General features: G+C 70.8%; 17 protein-coding genes and 2 pseudogenes. 9 read left to right on the top strand and 10 right to left on the bottom strand.

The features are described from left to right. The gene (locus IEZ15_RS09005; protein WP_114247302.1) at positions 1-480 is read right to left on the bottom strand and encodes a carboxymuconolactone decarboxylase family protein; all 480 of its coding nucleotides are present in this window, start codon (positions 478-480) and stop codon (positions 1-3) included. Beyond that, on the bottom strand, positions 477-1,556 hold the full coding sequence (locus IEZ15_RS09000) for an NAD(P)H-dependent amine dehydrogenase family protein (protein ID WP_189275617.1): 1,080 nt from the start codon (positions 1,554-1,556) through the stop codon (positions 477-479). Before IEZ15_RS09000 ends, IEZ15_RS09005 begins: the two co-directional genes overlap by 4 nt. A gap of 354 nt (positions 1,557-1,910) precedes the next feature. On the opposite strand from IEZ15_RS09000, the gene IEZ15_RS08995 reads away from it, so the two are divergent. After that, complete coding sequence (locus tag IEZ15_RS08995) at positions 1,911-2,381, top strand: hypothetical protein (RefSeq protein WP_189275615.1); 471 nt, start codon at positions 1,911-1,913, stop codon at positions 2,379-2,381. Positions 2,382-2,417: 36 nt separating this feature from the next. On the opposite strand, the gene msrB is transcribed toward IEZ15_RS08995, so the two are convergent. The 4 genes from msrB to IEZ15_RS08975 form a co-directional block, all read right to left on the bottom strand. After that, a complete protein-coding gene (gene msrB / locus IEZ15_RS08990; protein WP_114247299.1) occupies positions 2,418-2,825 on the bottom strand; it encodes a peptide-methionine (R)-S-oxide reductase MsrB in 408 nt (135 codons plus the stop codon). A 9-nt stretch (positions 2,826-2,834) separates the two neighbouring features. Further along, on the bottom strand, positions 2,835-4,229 hold the full coding sequence (gene murC / locus IEZ15_RS08985) for a UDP-N-acetylmuramate--L-alanine ligase (RefSeq protein ID WP_114247298.1): 1,395 nt from the start codon (positions 4,227-4,229) through the stop codon (positions 2,835-2,837). 41 nt (positions 4,230-4,270) lie between these two features. Further along, positions 4,271-4,723, bottom strand: coding sequence for an indole-3-glycerol phosphate synthase (locus IEZ15_RS08980; protein WP_114249369.1), 453 nt, complete (start codon positions 4,721-4,723; stop codon positions 4,271-4,273). Between the two features lie 147 nt (positions 4,724-4,870). Continuing rightward, the gene (locus tag IEZ15_RS08975; protein WP_229845805.1) at positions 4,871-5,635 is read right to left on the bottom strand and encodes a pyrimidine reductase family protein; all 765 of its coding nucleotides are present in this window, start codon (positions 5,633-5,635) and stop codon (positions 4,871-4,873) included. A 37-nt stretch (positions 5,636-5,672) separates the two neighbouring features. On the opposite strand from IEZ15_RS08975, the gene zapE reads away from it, so the two are divergent. The 3 genes from zapE to IEZ15_RS08960 all read left to right on the top strand — a co-directional run bounded on the left by zapE (position 5,673) and on the right by IEZ15_RS08960 (position 8,851). Further along, positions 5,673-6,764 (top strand): cell division protein ZapE, encoded by a 1,092-nt coding sequence (zapE, locus tag IEZ15_RS08970; protein ID WP_189275610.1) that lies wholly within the window; start codon positions 5,673-5,675, stop codon positions 6,762-6,764. 135 nt (positions 6,765-6,899) lie between these two features. Continuing rightward, positions 6,900-7,325, top strand: a complete 426-nt coding sequence (locus tag IEZ15_RS08965; protein ID WP_114247295.1) for an OsmC family peroxiredoxin — start codon at positions 6,900-6,902, stop codon at positions 7,323-7,325. Between the two features lie 125 nt (positions 7,326-7,450). After that, positions 7,451-8,851, top strand: coding sequence for an alkaline phosphatase PhoX (locus IEZ15_RS08960; RefSeq protein WP_114247294.1), 1,401 nt, complete (start codon positions 7,451-7,453; stop codon positions 8,849-8,851). An 85-nt stretch (positions 8,852-8,936) separates the two neighbouring features. Here IEZ15_RS08960 and IEZ15_RS44545 read toward each other — a convergent pair. From IEZ15_RS44545 to IEZ15_RS08945, 4 genes and pseudogenes are all read right to left on the bottom strand, one after another. Next, positions 8,937-9,116, bottom strand: a pseudogene (locus IEZ15_RS44545) (hypothetical protein); the annotation flags it as partial. A gap of 14 nt (positions 9,117-9,130) precedes the next feature. Next, positions 9,131-9,799, bottom strand: a complete 669-nt coding sequence (locus IEZ15_RS08955) for an ABC transporter (protein WP_189275608.1) — start codon at positions 9,797-9,799, stop codon at positions 9,131-9,133. Then, positions 9,796-10,662, bottom strand: a complete 867-nt coding sequence (locus IEZ15_RS08950; RefSeq protein WP_189275957.1) for an ATP-binding cassette domain-containing protein — start codon at positions 10,660-10,662, stop codon at positions 9,796-9,798. Before IEZ15_RS08950 ends, IEZ15_RS08955 begins: the two co-directional genes overlap by 4 nt. A gap of 44 nt (positions 10,663-10,706) precedes the next feature. Further along, positions 10,707-11,384, bottom strand: a complete 678-nt coding sequence (locus IEZ15_RS08945; protein WP_189275606.1) for an AIM24 family protein — start codon at positions 11,382-11,384, stop codon at positions 10,707-10,709. A 72-nt stretch (positions 11,385-11,456) separates the two neighbouring features. Here IEZ15_RS08945 and IEZ15_RS08940 point away from each other — a divergent pair, with 72 nt between their 5' ends. The 5 genes and pseudogenes from IEZ15_RS08940 to IEZ15_RS08920 all read left to right on the top strand — a co-directional run bounded on the left by IEZ15_RS08940 (position 11,457) and on the right by IEZ15_RS08920 (position 15,884). Further along, positions 11,457-12,215 carry a peptidyl-tRNA hydrolase gene (locus IEZ15_RS08940; RefSeq protein ID WP_189275604.1) on the top strand — a complete coding sequence of 253 codons (759 nt, stop codon included), beginning with the start codon at positions 11,457-11,459 and terminating at the stop codon, positions 12,213-12,215. 143 nt (positions 12,216-12,358) lie between these two features. Beyond that, positions 12,359-12,451 (top strand): annotated as a pseudogene (locus IEZ15_RS47645) (DUF4142 domain-containing protein); the annotation flags it as partial. A 193-nt stretch (positions 12,452-12,644) separates the two neighbouring features. Next, complete coding sequence (locus IEZ15_RS08930) at positions 12,645-13,952, top strand: MbnB/TglH/ChrH family RiPP precursor modification enzyme (RefSeq protein ID WP_189275602.1); 1,308 nt, start codon at positions 12,645-12,647, stop codon at positions 13,950-13,952. A gap of 5 nt (positions 13,953-13,957) precedes the next feature. Continuing rightward, positions 13,958-14,995, top strand: coding sequence for a TIGR04222 domain-containing membrane protein (locus tag IEZ15_RS08925; protein WP_189275599.1), 1,038 nt, complete (start codon positions 13,958-13,960; stop codon positions 14,993-14,995). 97 nt (positions 14,996-15,092) lie between these two features. Then, positions 15,093-15,884: a TIGR04222 domain-containing membrane protein gene (locus IEZ15_RS08920; protein ID WP_189275597.1), complete on the top strand. Its 792-nt coding sequence runs from the start codon at positions 15,093-15,095 to the stop codon at positions 15,882-15,884. The last annotated feature ends 342 nt before the right edge of the window (positions 15,885-16,226 follow it).

Here is a 16,226-nt window from a genome sequence, read left to right as displayed (position 1 = left end):
TCAGCGCCCGGGCAGCGCGCACACGGTGTCGAGGCCCAGCACATGGTTGAGCCGGCCGAACGCCAGCCACGAGCCGATGCTCATGCTCAGCTCCACGATCTCGGGCTGACTGTAGTGCGCGGTCATCCGGGTCCAGAACTCGTCGTCGAGGCCGTGGTGATCCAGGGCGTACCGCTCGGCGTACTCGGCGGCCAACCGGGTCCGGTCGTCGAAGGCGTCGGTGGTGCGCCAGTGGGCCACCGCGTCGGCGAACTCCTCCTCGACCTTCGCTCCGTCCCGCTCGGTCCGCCAATCGAGGCAGAACATGCACCCGTTGATCTGTGCAATCCGCAACCGCGCGGCCTCGAACTCGCGTAGTCCGAGGGTCGTGTGGGCATACACCGACATCGAGAAATTCGCGGCGGCGATCCCGATCCCGGGGATCATCTCCCCCCACACGTACTCGATCGCATCCTTGCCTTCGGGGATATCGATGTTCATCGTTGTCTCCTTCCGAGCCTGCCGACCGCGGGGCGCAGTGGGACGTCGAGCGCGTCGTAAAGTCCGGGTTCCGCGCCCACAAGCCAGTCGATGGCGCTCACGAGCCTGCCGACTGCGGTGGCGTTCCCGCCCGCGGACCGGTTCTCGCCCTCGTCGGTGGCCTCGACCGTGACCTCGATGCGCGGGCGACCCTCGATGACCACCCGGTGTGCGCCGTCGCCGTCGGGCGGCGTCGGCCAGTCCGGTGCGCAGGACCGATGGATGCGCGTGATGTGCTCGATGACGATGCGGGGTTCGCCCTCGACGATGCCTTGCACCTCGAACCGGACAGCGCCCTGGGTGCCCGCCTCGAACTCGCCCATCGTCCTGGTACTCACCGTGGTCTCAAGAGGGCGCCGGTCCAACGTCTCGCGGATGTCGTCGAGTTCGACGCCCAGGGCCCTGGCCATCAGCCGCACCTGGCCGCCCCAGACCATCGTGGGGACCGTCGGCGCAAGCATCAGCGGCTCATAGTCCATCGGCTGTCCCATGCCGACCAAGTACCGGACGGAGTCCTCCTGGTCGTAGGTGGAGTAGTCGAAGATCTCCTGACAGCGGATCACGTCCACGGTGGTGCCGAGTCCGCTGATCAGCAGCGGCAGCACGTCGTTGCCCCAGCCGGGGTCGACACCGGAGACGAACAGCGAGCCGCCGCCCTCAGCGATGGCGGCCAGCACCGGATCCCGCAACTCCGGCGGGGCGCCCAGCTGGTCGTAGAGCGCGTACACCGCAGGGGTGACGACTACGGCTCCGCCCCGGATCGCCCTGATGATGTCGGTGAGGGCCTCGTCGGGGCGAATGTCGCCGGACGCCGCGTACACCACCGCTCGGGGACCGGCGGCCAGCACACTGTCGATGTCGTCGGTCGCGGCAACCCCCAGACCGCGGTCGAGCCCTCCGAGGTCGCCCGCGTCGCGGCCGACCTTGTCGGGGTTGTGGACGAGCACGGCAGTGAGCGTCAGCGCCGGATGGGCGTCGACGGCACGGATCGCCGCGCGGCCGACGTTGCCGGTACCCCAGACAACCGTGGAAATCATGCGCGGAGGGTAGCGAGAGGGCGCATAGGTTCATAGTGGCGTGACCGGAAAGAATTCCAATCGCTCGTGCGTAGCAGGGCGGTGAGTGGGCGTTCCCGGACAGCATGCCGTTCCAGCAAGCCTGCGGCAGCCGGCACCGCTGCGCGGATCGCCGAGGCCATTGCCTCCGGGGACGGTGCGGATCTCGTGGATCGGCCCGCAGACGCCCGCTCCCGAACCGTCCCCGCCCTGAGCTTCCGGACCCGGCCGGACATACGTCACGGCTCCCTCGGAGCGACCGGTACCGTAGAAGGCACGATCTCGTGGGCCTCCTGACGGACTGCGTGAACCGCCAGAGGAACAGATGAGGAAGCCATGACGACGAACCGTGGACGCAAGGACGTCATCCGGGACCGGATGGCCGCGACCGGCGAGTCGTACAACGTCGCCGCCCGCAACCTGAAGGCGATGAAGGACATGGGCGCCACGCGTGAGGCCGTCCTCACCCAGCGCTGGCGTCCCGCCGACTCGTTCGACGTTCCGTGCCCCTGCGGTGGTACGTGCGAGCCTGGCGAGCGGTGCGAGCGCTGCCACGCGCTGCACCGGCATGTGGCGCGCTACCCCGGTAGTGTCACGGACGTGGAGACCTGGGCGGACCGTTACGACTGCACGGGCTGCGCGTCCTCGTACATCCTGACGGTCGTGCTGCCCGGCCGGCCATGGGGTGTCGCCGAGACGGTCGTCCAGGGCGGGTCCGCGGAGCCGGTCGTGCGGGCCAGGGTCTTCCCGGGGATCGCCCACCCGCTGCTGCGGCCGGAGAACCCCGAGAGCGAGGACGAGGGCTGACGCCCGGCGTCAGCCCTCGCTCAGGTCGCGTGGCCGTCAGCCCTCGTCGGGCGTCAGGCGCAGTGAGATCGAGTTGATGCAGTACCGCTGGTCCGTCGGGGTCGGGTAGCCCTCACCCTCGAAGACATGGCCGAGGTGCGATCCGCAGCGGGCACAGCGGACCTCGGTACGGACCATGCCGTGGCTGCGGTCCTGGATCAGTTCGACCGCGTCCGTGTCCTTCGGGTCGTAGAAGGACGGCCAGCCGCAGTGCGACTCGAATTTGGTGTCGGAGCGGAACAGCTCCGCGTCACAGGCGCGGCAGGAGTAGACGCCCGTGGTCTTGGTGTCGGTGTACTCGCCGACGAAGGCGGGTTCGGTGCCGGCCTGGCGCAGGACCGCGTACTCGGCGGGCGTCAGCTCCGCCCGCCACTGCTCGTCCGGCTTCTCGATGTCGTACGACACGTCGCTCCCTCAGCTCGACAGGTGGTCCAGGATCTGCGGGCCGAGGTCCGTGACGTCGCCCGCCCCCATGGTGAGAACGAGGTCGCCGGGCTTCGCCATTCCCGCGATGGCCTCGGGGACCGCCGCCTTGTCGTGGACGGCGGTGACATCGGCGCCCGCGGACCTCGCGGCGTCGATGATCAGGTCGCTGGTGATGCCGGGGATCGGGTCCTCGCGGGCCGGATAGATGTCCAGGACCACGGAGGCGTCGGCCAGTGCGAGGGCTTGGCCCATCTCGGCGCCGAGCTCCTGGGTGCGGGAGAAGAGGTGGGGCTGGAAGACGACCAGGAGGCGGGCGTCGGATGCGGCGCCGCGCATCGCTTCGAGGTCCGCGGTCATCTCGGTGGGATGGTGTGCGTACGAGTCGATGACCTGCACGCCCGCGGCCTCGCCCTTGAGCTGGAGGCGGCGCTTGACCCCGGTGTACTTGCCGAGGGCCGAGGCCAGGTTGTGGGCCGGGATGCCGAGGGCGACACCGGCGGCGAGGGCCGCGACCGCGTTGTGGGCGTAGTGGCGGCCGGGCACGGAGACCGTGAACGTGAGGTACTTCCCGTTCAGGATGACCGTGACCTCGCTGGTCAGACCGCGCGGGGTGACCTTGTGGACGCGTACGTCGGCGGTCTCGGACTCGCCGTAGGTGACGACCTTCACCGAGGACAGGGCGCGCACCCGCTCGGTCAGCTCGACGGCGCCGGGCTGGTCGGCGGCGATCACCAGGGTGCCGTCGGGGACGATCTTGCCTGCGAACGTCTCGAAGGATTCGTAGATCTCGTCCATCGAGGCGTAGTTCGCGTGGTGGTCCAGCTCGACGTTGAGGACGATCGCGACCTCGGGGTCGTACTTCTGGAAGCTGCGGTCGCTCTCGTCCGCCTCGGCGACGAAGATCTGGCCCTCGCCGTGCGCGGCGTTGGTGCCGGGGCCCGCGAGGTCGCCGCCGATGGCGTACGAGGGGTCGAGGTTCAGCTCGGACAGGGCGACGGCCAGCATCGATGTGGTGGTCGTCTTGCCGTGCGTACCGGCCACCGCGATCGCGCGCAGGCCCCCCATCAGGGAGGCCAGCGCGTCGGAGCGGTGCACGACGGGGATCGACAGCTCGGCGGCGCGCACCAGCTCCGGATTGTCGGCGCGGATGGCGCTGGAGACGACCACGCACGAGGCGTCGTCCGCCAGATGTCCGGCGGCGTGCCCGATGTGCACGGTCGCCCCCAGCGCACGCAGCGCCTCGGCCGTACCCGACTCCTTGGCGTCACTGCCCGCGACCTTCGCGCCGCGCTGGGTGAGGATCTTCGCAATGCCCGACATTCCGGCGCCGCCGATGCCGATGAAGTGCGGTCGTTCCATGGCGGCAGGAATACCGGGTGCCATGCGTGTGTCTCCCCAGAAGTCGAAACGAGTACCCGCCCAGCCTATTCGCTGTGCGCGAAGAGCTTGAGCACCGGTACGCCGACCTTGTGCCGGGCCCTGGACGCCCAGTCCCTGTGGAAGAACTCTTCCACGTAGTGCGGCGCGGTCAGCACGATGACTTCATCGGCCTCCGCGTCGTCGACCACGGACTTCAGCTTGTCCAGCGGGTGCTCCTCGACCACCTGCCCGACCGCTTCGGAGCCCGCCTGCCGCAGGGCCTCGAGCGACACTTCGAGCGCCAGTTCGGCGGACTCCCTGGCATTCTTGCCCTCCGGCTCCGCACCCTCCCGGGCGGCTTCCTTCAGTTCGCCCATCGCCAGGTCGTCGATGGCCCGCAACAGCACATCTGCCTGGTCACCGCGCGGCTGCATGAGCACGACGAAGGAGGCCTGCTCCTCCCCGTGCAGGGTGGTGACGAACTCGACGTCCTCGGAAGTGAGGGGCTTCTCGATCATCAAAACGCTGGTGAACACCACGGGCGCCCTTCTGCTTCAGTAACCGTCGCCAGTCTCTGCTGAAACCATCCTTCCCCGTGCTCGCACGGGGACTGCGAGTAATTGTGCCCACCGGGGGCTAACCGGAGCGATAAATTCCGCCGATTGTCAGATCCGACGGTATCGGGTGAAGAGGAACCCGGCCTCTTCCAGCATCGATGTCAGGGCGAATCGTTCCGGCACGGCCACCGAGGGGCCGCCGGCGATCCGCTGCGCGTCTCCGGCGGTCAGCATCGGCGAGAGGGTCAGACAGAGCTCGTCCAGCACCCCGGCCGCCACGAACTGGCCCAGCATCCTGGGTCCGCCCTCGGTCAGCAGCCGCTTGAGTCCGCGGTCCGCCAGCTCCCGTACGGCCCTGGCGGGGTCCACCCGGGACCCCTCCCCCGCGATCACCACGTCGGCGCCCGCCTCCCGGGCCGCCTCGATCCGGTCCGCAGGGGCTCCGTTGCCGGTCAGCACGAGAGTCGGGACGAGCGGCGAGACGAAGAGCGGCAACGAGAAGTCCAGGTCCAGGCTGCCGCTCACCACGGCGATCGCCGGTGCGGGCCCCTGTCCGGCCGCTGCCCGGCGGGCGGCGAAGGCCTCGCGGGCCCTGGCGGGCCGGTAGCCCTCCAGCCGTACGGTCTCCGCCCCCGCCACGACCACATCGGCCAGACCGCGCAGGGTGCCGAAGATCCGCATGTCGCTCTCGCAGGAGATCGGCTGCGAGCGCCCTTCGTGCTGAGCGGCGCCGTCGAGCGTCGAAACCATGTTGGCGCGCAGCCAGGGGCCGTCCTGCTCGGGGTACGCGTAGGCGTCGGCCAGATGGTCCAGACTCCACTCCCCCTCGTCGTCAGCCGGTGTCAGGTCGGTCACAGGGAAGAGGCGTCGCATGTCCTGCAGTCTGGCACGGCGCTTAAGGTTGAGAGTTGTGTCGTCCTCCACCGCCGTGCCGGGGCAGAGCCCCATAGCCGAAACGGCCCCGCTGTCCCTGTGTGCCCTTGAGCCGCACGTCCCCGCCGACCGACTGGTCGCCGAGATGGTGCCGCCGCCGCGCTTCGACTCCGTACGCTTCGATACGTATGTCCCGGACCCCAACCAGCCGAGCCAGGTCGAGGCGGTCGAGGTCCTGAGCGGCTTCGCGACCGGGCTCGGCGGGGCGCACGCCACCGGCTCCGGCAAGCGCAAGTGGTTCAGCAAGAAGCCGGCGGCGCCCGCGGCACCTCTCGGGGTCTACCTCGACGGCGGCTACGGCGTCGGCAAGACGCACCTGCTGGCCTCCCTCTGGCACGCCACGCCCGCCGCGCCGTCGCTGAAGGCGTTCGGCACCTTCGTGGAGCTGACGAACCTGGTCGGTGCGCTGGGCTTCCAGCAGACCGTGCAGACGCTGAGCGGGCACCGGCTCCTGTGCATCGACGAGTTCGAGCTGGACGACCCGGGTGACACGGTACTGGTGTCCTCGCTGCTCAGCAGGCTGGTCGAGGCGGGGGTCGCGCTCGCCGCCACCTCCAACACGCTGCCCGGCAAGCTCGGTGAGGGCCGGTTCGCCGCCGCCGACTTCCTGCGGGAGATCCAGGGGCTGTCCTCGCACTTCCGTCCGCTGCGGATCGACGGCGAGGACTACCGACACCGAGGGCTGCCCGAGGCTCCCGCGCCGTACTCCGACGAGCAGGTCACCGAGGCCGCGTACGCCACCGAGGGCGCCAGCCTGGACGACTTCCCCTCGCTCCTCGACCACCTCGCCCGGGTCCATCCGAGCCGCTACGGCGCACTGACGGACGGACTGCGGGCGGTCTGCCTCACGGAGGTGCAGCCGGTGCCGGACCAGTCGACCGCGCTGCGGCTCGTCGTCCTCGCCGACCGGCTGTACGACCGGGAGGTTCCCGTGCTCGCCTCCGGGGTGCCGTTCGACAAGCTGTTCAGTGAGGAGATGCTGAACGGCGGGTACCGGAAGAAGTACTTCCGGGCGATCTCCCGGCTGACGGCGCTGGCGCGCGACGCAAAGGGGCTGGTGGCGCAGTAGGTTCGGGACGTACCGCCTTTCGCGGGGCGTACCCCCTTCGGGGGCGTACCGCCCTTCGGGGACGTACCACCCGAGGTGCCCCGGGCGCCCCGGGGCTCCCGTATCGACCGCGCACACCGTTTGAAGGGATCCAGCATGGCTACCACGCGTCAGGCCCACACGGTCTGGGAAGGCAACCTGATCGAGGGCAAGGGGGTCGTCACCTTCGACTCCTCCGGCATCGGCGAGTTCGACGTCTCCTGGCCGTCCCGCGTGGAGAAGGCGAACGGCAAGACCTCTCCCGAGGAGCTCATCGCGGCGGCCCACTCCAGCTGCTTCTCGATGGCGCTGGCCCACGGTCTGGCCGCGGCCGGCACCCCGTCGACCCAGCTGACCACCACGGCCGACGTCACCCTCCAGCCCGGCACCGGCATCACCGGTATCCACCTCACCGTCCAGGGCGTGGTGCCCGGTATCGACGAGGCGGACTTCATCAAGGCCGCCGAGGGCGCCAAGGCGAACTGCCCGGTCAGCCAGGCGCTGACCGGCACGACGATCACGCTCTCCGCCTCGCTGGCCTGACCGCAGGGGCCACTCCCGGCCCGGGAGACACCTGGGGCTCAGTGACCCGCATGGTTCCCGTGCGGCGATACGCGTGGTACACACATGCGGGTCACTTCTCCTGTCCGCCAGCAGGGAGTTGCCCCATGTCATCAGAAACGTCACGACTGACCGCAGAAACGTCACGGCTGTCCGCCACCCGTCGCCAGGTCCTGGCCGGCAGCGGCGCGGCCGTTGCCTCCATCGCCTTCACCGGGGCGTTGTTCGAACTCTTCGCGGGTACCGCGGCCGCCCGGGGACACAGCGGGTACGGCCCGCTGGTACCCGACCCCGACGGTCTGCTCGACCTCCCGAAGGGCTTCCGCTACCGGGTCCTGTCCCGGGAGGGCGACCCGCTCCGCTCCGGCGAGGGCCAGGTCCCCAGCAACCACGACGGCATGGCCGCCTTCACGGGCCGGCACGGACACGTCCGTCTCGTACGGAATCACGAGAACCGCGCCACCGGAAGAATCCCGGTCCCGACCGTCGAGGGCCTCACCTACGACCCGATGGGCAAGGGCGGCTGTACCGCCCTGGAGCTCGACGGCCGCAACAACGTCCTCGGCGAACGCGTCGCCATCGCCGGCACGGCGGTGAACTGCGCGGGCGGCCGCACCCCTTGGAACACCTGGCTGACCTGCGAGGAGACCGAGGACAAGGCCGGCACCAACGGCTATACCAAGGACCACGGCTTCATCTTCGAAGTGGACGGCGCCGATCCGCACCGCACCGGGGCCGTGCCGCTCACCGCGATGGGCCGCTTCCAGCACGAGGCGATCGCGATCGATCCGAAGAGCGGGATCGTGTACGAGACGGAGGACGCGTTCGACAAGCCGTTCGGACTCTTCTACCGCTTCCTGCCGAGGAAACCGCTCGGCGGGACGGGCTCGCTGCGGGCCGGCGGCCATCTGGAGGCCATGCGGGTGCCCGGCGTTCCCGACCTCTCCGTGGTCCAGGAGACCGGTGCGAGTTTCGAGGGCGTCGAGTGGGTTCCCGTGCCGGATCCGCAGGCGGCCGGGACCCCGATCCGGTTCCAGGACTTCGGCCCGAAGGGCATCACGCACGCGCAGAAGCTGGAGGGCTGCTACTGGGGCGGATCCGCGGTCTACTTCGTCTCCAGTTTCGCGCGCAGCTCGCAGGGTTCGGCGGCCGACCACTACGGCCAGGTATGGAAGTACGAGCCGAAGCGGCGCCGTCTCACGCTGGTGATCGCCTTCGGTCCCGGTACGGACGTGCAACTGCCCGGCGAGTCCCCCGACAACATCTGCCTGGCGTCCGACGGCGGACTGATGGTGTGCGAGGACGGCGACGGCGCGCAGCATGTGTTCGGCCTGACGCGGGGCGGCGAGGTGTACACGATGGCGCGGGGCCGACAGAACATCGGGACGCCCGAGGAGCCCGCGTGGGGCGAGTTCGCCGGGGTCACGTTCGCTCCGGACGGCGGGACGATGTTCGTCAACTGCTATACGCCGGGAACGACGTTCGCGGTGACGGGGCCGTGGCGCTGATGCGTTGATGTGCAGGGGGCGGGCACCTGTCGCCCGCCCCCTGCACACTTCGGGGCCGGGCCCCTGCGAAGCCTTCTCCGTCCTGGCCGGAGTACGCCGTGCGCTGGGCCTCCTGCCATTCGCAGACCGGGCAGAGCGTGACGCCCTTGACCGACTCCGGGTACTCGGTCGGCTTCCGGCACAGCACGCACTCGGCGTACGGAGGTCCCGCGGCAGGCGTTGCGCAGTACGACTCGTCCACGCGTACGTCGATGCGCTCGTCCATGCGTACGAGCCTGCTCAGCCGCGCATCGAAGTGAGTTTGCAGGCGAGCGCGGCCACCGCCGCTGCGAGAGCGGCGGCTGCGACGAGCGGCAGGAGCGGCACGTGCACCGTGCCGGTCCGCGAGCCGGTGACCAGGCCCGTCACGGCGTGGTTCGCGGGCGAGCCGCTGGTCACCAGGGCCAGCAGTGCGGCGAGCACGGTGGTGGCGACGGACCAGCCGCGCCGGTGGAGCAGCGGCCGGGTGCACAGCGCGCCGACGGCCGCCCCCAGCAGCACGCAGCAGACGGCGGCGAGCAGCCCGGCGAGCCCGGCGGGCAGCAGTGGCACCCGCACCGCGTTGTCGGCGCTGGCCGGCTTGCTGATCAGCAGCACGATCAAGGTGGCGGCCGTGCCCAGCAGCCCGGCACACCCCAGTGCGGCGAGCAGCGACGCCAGATGGACCCGCGGCGATCCCGCCACCGCGGCGGTGACGGTCCGGGCGGCGGGCGGCTCCTGGTTGACACAGAGCTGTACGAGCCAGGCGGTGACGGGCAGGAGCCCGGCGGCGGCGTATCCGAGCGAGTCGAGGACGGGCTGCCCCGACTGCACGCCGATGCCGAGGAAGGCCGCGTACAGCAGAACGGGGGCGAGCCAGCGCTGGGAGCGGATCAGCAGGGCGGTCTGGTAGCGGAGGAGGGCGGTCATGGTGCCTCGGAGGTCGAGCGGGCACCGGGGGCCGGGGAAGCCTTCGTATGCGGAGCGGCCTCCGGCTCCGGAGCGGCGCCGGAGGTGGTCGTGAGGTGTCGGATGTGCCAGGGCGGGCGCGCGGCGAGCAGGGCGCGCAGCAGCGCGTCGGAGTGCGTGGCCGCGACGGTGAGCCGTACCGCCCCGTCTGCCGCGGGCGTGCGCTCGGGCGTACCCGGCAGCGCGGCGGGGAGTGCGGCGCCCGGTGGGCCCGCCGCCTCGATGCGTACCTGCGGCCCGGCCCCCGCGGCTCGTGCCACGGGTACGGCGGCGAGCCCGTGCCCCTCGACCCGGAACGCGGCGTCGACCGCCCCGGTGAGCCGGCGTGGGTCGTGGTCGACGAAGACGACGGTGGAGCCGGCCGCGACCCGTTCGGCCACGGCCCGGTCCAGCTCGTCGCGGGCCGCCGCGTCCAGGCCGGTCCATGCCTCGTCCAGGACCAGCAGCTCCGGTTCGGCGAGGAGCGCCTGGGCGACGGCGACCTTCTGGCTGGTCCCTTTGGAGAGTTCCGGAAGAGGTGTAAGGGCATGGCCGGCGGCCCCGAAACGGGCGAGCCACGCCTGCGCCCGGTCCGCCGCCTCGCAGGTCCGCAGGCCGTGGACCCGGCCGAGGTGGACCAGGTACCCGGCCGCGGTGAACGGCAGCGCGGCCGGGAAGCGCTCGGGCACGTATGCCGTACGGGGCCTGCGGCCGGTGATCCGGCCCTCCGTCGGGGCGTCGATACCGGCGAGCAGCCTCAACAGGGTCGACTTGCCGGTGCCGTTGGCACCCTCGATCCGGATCAGGGTGTGCGCGGGCAGGTCGAGGTCGATCCCGCGCAGCACCCATGGGCCGCCGAGGCCGTACCGGCGGCCCACCGCGCGCAGGTTCAGTTGGCCGACGCCCTCTCGGGCTTGAGCTCGCTGGGTCGTACGATCACGAATCCTTCCCCGTCCAGCCGCAGTTGGACGGCCTCTCCGGACCCGCCGCGCATCATGGAGCCGAAGCTCTGCGAGCGGTGCAGCGATGTGGTCAGGTTGGCGCTCCAGCCGACCACCGCGTCGGTGTCGACGCAGACCGGCTGCTGGGGCGTGACGGGTATCACGATGGGGTGGCCCTCACACATGAGGCCGAGCTTGCCATATCCGGTGAAAACGGTGTTGAAGATGCCGCCACCGGTCATCCCGGCGCCCTTCACGGTCTTGATCTCGTAGGAGAGCGTGGAGTCGAAACAGAGCACGTTGCGGCCGTTGATGGTGAGGACGTCGCCCTGCTCCACGTCCACGATGAAGCAGTTGGCGGCCTCGTGCGCGAACCAGGCCTCGCCCTGGCCGCGGACCGCCATCAGCGGCAGCCCCTCGCCGGTGACGGCGCGCTTGAGCATGCCGCCGAGGCCCTGGCCCTTGCGCTCGAACTGGAGATCACCGCGGAAGGCGATCATCGATCCCTGACGGGCGTGCATCTCGCCGTTGACGGCGTACTTGATGGATTTGGCGTTCTGCAGGGTCATCCCGGGGGCGGTTGCCTGCTGCGCCATGTTCTCGCTGGAAAAGAGATCGCTCTTCATGCGGTGCATCCTCCACCGGAGCGATTCATTCCGCCAAGAAGCGATTCTCGGGCGACTGGCAGACTGGGACGAGTGAGCGACAACGACACCCCCGTATCCCTGTCGGAATCCCCGGCCACGTCCTACTCCCCCGCGGCGGACAGCCCGTTCAGGTCCGAGCGGACACCCCGCGACGAGGCCCAGCAGTACGTACTGCCGCTGGTCGTGCACATCGAGAAGACGGCTCCCCCGGCCCGTACCGACGCGCTGCGGACCGCCGCCCGCGCCGTGCTCGTGATGCTCTCCGACGAGCGGTCGGCCGGCGAGGGCGAGTGGGCGCAGGCGATGCGGGACTGGCAGGACGCCCGGATCCGCAAGGTGGTGCGCCGGGCGCGCGGCGCGGAGTGGCGCAAGGCGTCCGCGCTGCCCGGCATCACGGTCGCCGGCGAGAGCGCCGAGGTGCGGGTCTTCCCGCCCGTGCCTCTGGACGGCTGGCCGAAGGAACTGGCGAAGCTCCAGGTCTCGGGGACGGATCTGGACGACCCCGAGCCGCCGGCCGCGCCCGACACCGCGGGCCCGGTGCTGTGGCTGAACCCGGAGCTGGACATGTCGGCGGGCAAGGCGATGGCGCAGGCCGGGCACGGTGCGCAGCTCGCCTGGTGGGAGCTGTCGGAGACGGAGCGCAAGGCGTGGCGCGAGGCGGGTTTCCCGCTGTCGGTCGCCACTCCGGAGGCGGGCCGTTGGCAGGAACTCACGGTGAGCGGGCTTCCGGTGGTGCGTGACGCCGGGTTCACCGAGATCGCACCGGGGTCGTGCACCGTGGTCGCCGACCATCCCGCGCTGCGCGGCTGAGCGGGGGCGGGGGCCGCTCCGCCCTTGTCCCCGGGGCCCGTTGAACATCCCGGTGCGTTGATACGTACCTCCCGGTACTGCCGCACCGGCAGTATTCGACGCCGTCACGCCCCGGCCCGGGAGAGACCTTGTTGCGACGCATCATGCGACGCATCAACGGAACGGCCCTCATCATCGCGGCGCTCGTCGCCACGCTCGGCGCGCTCGGCCGGCCCGACGGGGCCGCCCGCTCCGGCCGGCACAGCCGTACCGCCGGTGGCGGCGGAGCCGACCGGGGACATGTCGTTCACCTCGCGGCACTCCACGATGCCGATGCCCTGGCCGTCCCGGACCGGGAACCTCAAATCAACCTCTGAACGTCCCCCTCTTCGGATTCACCACCGCCCGCCAGGGCCATGAGCCCTGCACACAGTGGAGGAGGGGGACGACATGAAGCTGGGAATCGGCATCGGCTGGCGGCCGGAGATCGCGGACGCCGTCGAGGCACTGGCGGGGATCGACTGGGTGGAGGCGGTCGCGGAGAACATCTGCACCGACCATCTGCCCGATTCGCTGGTGCGGCTCAGGGCACGCGGTGTCACCGTCGTCCCGCACGGCGTCTCGCTCGGCCTCGGCGGGGCGGAGCGCCCCGACGCGGGCCGGCTCGCGGATCTCGCGGCCCGGGCCGAACTGCTCTCCACGCCGCTGGTCACCGAGCACATCGCGTTCGTACGGGCCGGGGGGCCGCGCACCGCTTCGCCGGGGCTGGAAGCGGGCCACCTGCTGCCTGTGCCGCGGACCTGGGACGCGCTGGACGTGTTGTGCGAGAACGTACGGATCGCGCAGGACTCGCTGCCGGTGCCGCTGGCGCTGGAGAACATCGCGGCGCTGATCTCCTGGCCCGACGAAGAGCTGACCGAAGGGCAGTTTCTGGCGGAGCTGGTCGAACGAACCGGCGTCCGGCTGCTGATCGATGTCGCCAATCTGCACACCAACCACGTCAACCGCGGCGAGGACCCGGCCACCGCGCTCGACGAGCTGCCGGTGGAGGCCATCGCGTACGTACATGTGGCGGGCGGCGTCGAGAAGGACGGCGTCTGGCACGACACCCACGCCCACCCGGTCACCGAGCCCGTGCTCGACGTCCTCGCCGAACTCCGCTCCCGGGTCGACCCGCCCGGCGTACTCCTGGAACGGGACGACGACTTCCCGCCGGCCGAGGAGCTGGCGGGCGAACTGATCACGATCCGCGCCACGCTGGACCGGGCTGCCGCCCTCGGCGCCGGTGCGTCGGCGCACGCCGGGAAATCCGTATCGCGACCTGCCCTGAGCCCCGGTCCGTCCCTGGAATCGGTGCGCGACCGGGTCGCGGTCGCCCAGACCGCGTTGCTCTCCGCCCTCGTCGCGGGCACCCCCGCCCCGCAGGGCTTCGACCACCGCCGTCTCGGGATCCAGAGCCGTGCCCTGGCCGCCAAACGGGCCGGGGTCGTCGCCAAGGTGGCACCCGAGCTGCCGGAGATTCTGGGCGCCGGCTACCGGGAGGCCTTCCTCGCGTACGCCAGGGCCCGTCCCATGTCCGCCGGCTACCGGCGCGACGCGCTGGACTTCGCCGAGGGGCTGCTGATCGCCGGCCTGCCGGCCGACGACGCGGCCCGGCGCCGGCTGACCCACTGGTGGCAGGACCGGGCCGCCGCGCGACCGCCGCGCCGCTCCACCCGGCTGGTACGAGCGGCCCGCGCGGCCCTGGTCGGAAGGTGACCGGCATGAACACCCTCGCAGCGCTGGTGGATCTCGGCATCGTGGTCTCGTCGGTCCTCCTGATCGTGGGGCTCGCCCGTGCCCGTGGCGGGTCCGGCGGCCCCGCCCACGACCTCTTCGAAGCAGCTTTCCTGAACGGTGGTCCGGGCAGAGTGGTGGACACCGCGCTCACCGCGATGCAGACGGACGGGCGGCTCGCCATCGGTGGTCCCGGCATCGTCGCCGTCCAGCAGGTGGACGCCCGTGACCCGGTGGAGCGTGCGGTGCTCCAGGTACACGCCATGGCGCCCAGTGGCGCACTGCACACCCTGCGCGACGCGACGATGCGGCACCCCGCGGTGCAGGAGATCGGCGACGGGCTCGCGGCCCGCGGTCTGCTGGCCTCGCCCGCGGTGAGCCGTACGTGGCTCCGCTGGGGCATCGCGCAGGGGCTGGTCTGTGTGCTGGCCATCCCGCTCACGGTCGTGATGACGGCTGTGCAGTCCGTGAACGACTACGCGGCCGACGCGGACTTCTCCGTACCGTTCATCTTCAAAGTCCTCCCCTTCCTGCTGGTCGGCTTCCCGATCGGCTTCGTCTGCGCCGCCATCGCCCGGGGGCGGGTCACCAAGGCGGGACGCCGGGCCGCCGAGGCGTACCGCACCGCCCATGCGTACAACCCGCACCCGGCGCACCTGGTGGCCACGCACGGACTGCGGGCCCTCCCCGATCCCCTACTGCAGACGCAGCTGATCGCGGCGGCCCGGATGCGCCCGGCGGGACGGCCCCTGCACTCGGGCTCGCGCTCGTCCTCGGACTCCTCCGGCATGTTCGTCGCACCGGTGATGTGGTGCGCCGGTGCGGGCCCCGGCAACGGCAGCTACGGAAGCACGAATAATGGTGGCAGCAGCGGAGGTGGCGGCGGGTGCAGTTCGGGGTCGAGCTGTGGTTCGGGGTCCAGTTGCAGCTCAGGGTCCGGCTGCGGCGGGTCGAGCGGCTCCAGTTGCTCCAGCAGCAGCGGTTCCAGCTGCGGTGGCGGGTCCAGTTGTGGCAGCAGCTCATGAGCGACAGCGGCGTCCCGCTCCTCGGCCCACGCCGCCGAACCGTCCGCATGATGAACAGGCCCTGGCGTTCCACGCCCGTCCCGCATAGAAATCCGCCATGCTCTGGGTACTGCTTCTGCTGGTCGCATGGGGTGCGGCAGCCATCTCGTGCATCCGGCTCTGTGTCGTCGCCGCCCGCACGGGGCTGCTGCACGACGCATCCGCGGATTCCGTACGGACGGCGCCGGACGGTCCTGAACTGACCCTGTACGAGACCGCGTTCCTGGCCGGCGGCCCGCACCGGGTGGTCGATCTGGCGCTGGTCACCATGCATCTGCGGCAGCGGCTGCTGCTCGCCCGCACCGGGTGGGCGACGGTCGTCGACCCGGAGGGCCGGAACGAGATGGAGCGCACGGTGATCCGTGCCATCGGTCCGCAGGGCCAGTCCCCCATACCGCCTGTACGGACGGCCGCGGCGGCTGCCGAAACCGTGCGCGCCCTGGCCGACCGGCTCGTCGCCGCGGGCCTGGCCGTCCCCGGCGGCGCCGGAACCGATGTCGCCGCCGCGGTCCGGGCGGTGCGCGGCGCGGCCCTGCTGGTGGTCGCGATGGGTGCTGTCGCGCTGCTGATACCCGGTCAGGAGCACAGCGCCGACGGTCCGGTGGTCCCGCTGCTGATCTGGTTCGGGCTGCCGCTCGCACTGACGCTGGGCTGTCTGGTCATCGCCCGGATGGAGATCCATCCGTACAGCTCCTGGGCCTCACCCGCCGGGCAGCGACTGCTTGCCGCGAACGAGATTCCGGCGTCAAAGGACCATGGCCTCCTGGCGGCGATTGCCGTACGGGGTGTGCGCGCCGTGGGCGATGCGGCGCTGCGGGCCGCGCTCGGGGTCCACCGTCCTTCCACCTGATCACTGACGAGGAGTCAGCTCGTGTCACGGAGACCGCCGTTGACACAACAGGGACAGCAGTGATGCGACGGGCCGACACCAGGACGGGCTGATGCCCCGCATCGCAGCCGGTCCAGTCGGTTGTCACCTTCTCCCGCAGGTAACTCATGCACTCCCCCGGTGCAGGCTCGGCATCAGGAGAGGAAAGGAGTAATGATGGAAAGCGACCAGCCGACGTCATGTATTTCAGTTTCATAATGAAAATGACCGGCGGCCTGACCGGGCTGATGCGAGAACGGTGGCGACCACCAGCCATTCCTGTTGCGACTGTGTCCCGGCAACGTCGCGGTCTGCCGCCCACAA

Source organism: Streptomyces atratus (genome assembly GCF_014648655.1).
GTDB classification, from domain to species: Bacteria; Actinomycetota; Actinomycetes; order Streptomycetales; family Streptomycetaceae; genus Streptomyces; species Streptomyces atratus.
This window is presented reverse-complemented; position numbering and strand designations above follow the sequence as displayed.